General features: G+C 64.4%; 2 protein-coding genes. Both read left to right on the top strand.

The genetic code is table 11. The annotated features are described in order from the left end of the window. The coding region (locus CWO89_RS43205) for a TonB-dependent receptor (protein WP_130584270.1) at positions 1-2,002 on the top strand (2,002 nt) is incomplete at its 5' end. An 84-nt stretch (positions 2,003-2,086) separates the two neighbouring features. Further along, positions 2,087-2,248, top strand: coding sequence for a hypothetical protein (locus CWO89_RS46610; protein WP_165421589.1), 162 nt, complete (start codon positions 2,087-2,089; stop codon positions 2,246-2,248). Positions 2,249-2,420 lie beyond the last annotated feature (172 nt).

The following is a 2,420-nucleotide window of genomic DNA, read 5'->3' as shown; positions in this document are numbered from 1 at the left end:
CTCGGGCGGCGGCGCCGCTAGCGGAGCTTCATCCGGCGGCAGCCCGCAGTTCGCCGGCATCGTCGGGACGTCCTCGACCGTGATCACCGCCGACGACATCGCGCATTCGCCATCGCACACCTTGCCGGAGATCATCGCGCAGGCGCCCGGCGTGCAGCTTCAATCGCTCTATGGCGGCGTAAACGGCGCCAAGACCTCGGTCGACCTGCGCGGCTTCGGCGCGTTCGCCACCGCCAATACACTGTTCCTGCTCAACGGGCGGCGCCTCAACGACATCGACATGGCGCAGGTCGATCTCTCGACCATCCCGCTGGATTCGATCGAGCGCATCGAGATCACCCGCGGCAATAGCGGCGCCGTGCTCTACGGCGACAACGCGATCGGCGGCGTGATCAACATCGTCACCAAGACCGGCATCAGCGGCCCGCCGGTCTCGATCCGGGGCGAAGCCGGGTACGGCTCCTTCAACCAGCGCATGGCCGCGATCTCGACCGCGATGAATTCCGGGCCATGGTCGGCGTCGTTCTACGGCAACGGCATCAAGTCCGACGGCTACCGCGTGAACAATGCGCTCGACCAGCGCAACGGCGTTGGCAATCTCAACTACACGACGCCGGACCTGAAAGCCTTCCTGACGGTGACCGGCGACGACCAGAAGCTGGGCTTTCCGGGCGGCCGGATCGTCGACCCATCCGCCGGCATCAACCAACTCGTCACCGACCGCAAGGGCGCTGCCACACCGTTCGACTACGGCAACCAGCAGGGCGCGAGCGCGACGGCTGGCTTCACCAAGACGCTTCTGAACGGCGTCGACCTGATCGTCGATGGCGGCTACCGCCAGAAGGACACGCAAAGCGGATTCTTCGGCGCCTCACCATTCATCAGCGCGACATCCACCTACAATGACGCCGCGCTGCAGACCTGGTCGATCACGCCGCGGCTGAGCATCAACAATTCGATCTTCGGGATTCCGTCGTCGATCCTGACCGGCATCGACTATTACGACGCGACGTTCAACCAGCAGCGCGGCGCGTTCCGGGGCGTGCCGCCGATCCATACCTACGACCTGTCGCAGCAGTCGCTCGCCGGCTATTGGATGCACACGGTCGGCCTATTGCCCACGACCGATTTCTCCTATGGCGCGCGGGTGCAGAACACCTGGCTCAACGCGCGCGACCGCTACGATCCGAACGCGCCGTTCGCCTTCGACGCGCAGGCGACGCCGCTCGACCAGAGCGAGACCAACTACGCGCTGCATGTCGGCGTCGAGCATCGCTTCACCGAAATGTTCTCGGTGTTCGCCCGCGCCGCGCACGCCTTCCGCACGCCCGATGTCGACGAGCGCGTCTCGACGGGTCCCGCGTTCGACGCCTTCTTCAATCCGCTGCCGCAGAATTTCCAGTTGAAGACCCAGACCTCGCATGACGTCGAAGGCGGATTCCGCGTCAAGACGGGCCGATTCCAGGTGCAGACCAGCGTCTACAACATGGACCTCGAGAACGAGATCCATTTCAATCCGGTGCCGTTCTTCAACGTCAACCTCGAGCCGACCCGGCGCTATGGCTCGGAGACGCAGGCTTCGCTGCGCGTCAGCGATACCGTGTCGCTGCGCGGCGGCATGGCTTACACGCGTGCTGTGTTCCGCGAGGGACAGTTCGCGGGCAACGACGTGCCGCTGGTGTCGCGCTACACCGGCAATCTCGGCGTGACCTGGAATATCTGGGACAACTATCTCGTGCTCGATGCCACGCTGCGCGCCTGGAGCTCGCGCGTCATGGACAACGACCAGGCCAATACGCAAACGCGCATTCCGGGCGATGCGACGATCGACCTCAAGCTCAGCGGCGCCTATGAGCATTTCTTCTGGTCGGTCAGCGTCAACAACCTGCTCAATGCGCTCTATTACGACTACGCCATCGCCTCGAACTTCACGCCCGGCCGCTTCAACGCCTATCCGCTGCCGGGCCGCACTTTCCTCGTAAAGGCCGGCGCGACGTTCTGAAGCAATCGGCCGGTCCGTGGCCTGCGCGCGGACCGGCTTGTCCCGCCCGAATCAGCCATTATGTCGTGATGGCGGGAGATCGATATGGGCGGGATCGGGAAGACAAACCAACCTCCAAAGCAGGACGGCGGCAAACAGAAGCCGCCGCCTCCAGTTGCGCCTCGTGACGAGGACGACGACTACGAAGACGGCGACATCGCGACGCCGAAGCGCGATCGCTACGGCCCCGACGACGAGCCGTTGTGAGACGCCTCCCGTCATTGCGAGCGTAAGCGAAGCAATCCATCGCGCCGCTTGCGGAGACATGGATTGCTTCGCTGCGCTCGCAATGACGGGGTGAGAGCGTTGCCCAGAACTGTAGGGTGGGCAAAGCGCAGCGTGCCCACCATTTCACGGGCGGTGCAAGGGACGGTGGGCA

The sequence above is a fragment of the Bradyrhizobium sp. Leo170 genome (genome assembly GCF_004296405.1).
Classification (GTDB): Bacteria; Pseudomonadota; Alphaproteobacteria; order Rhizobiales; family Xanthobacteraceae; genus Bradyrhizobium.
The sequence above is the reverse complement of the archived record's forward strand: the minus strand, read 5'-3'. Positions and strand labels throughout refer to the sequence as shown.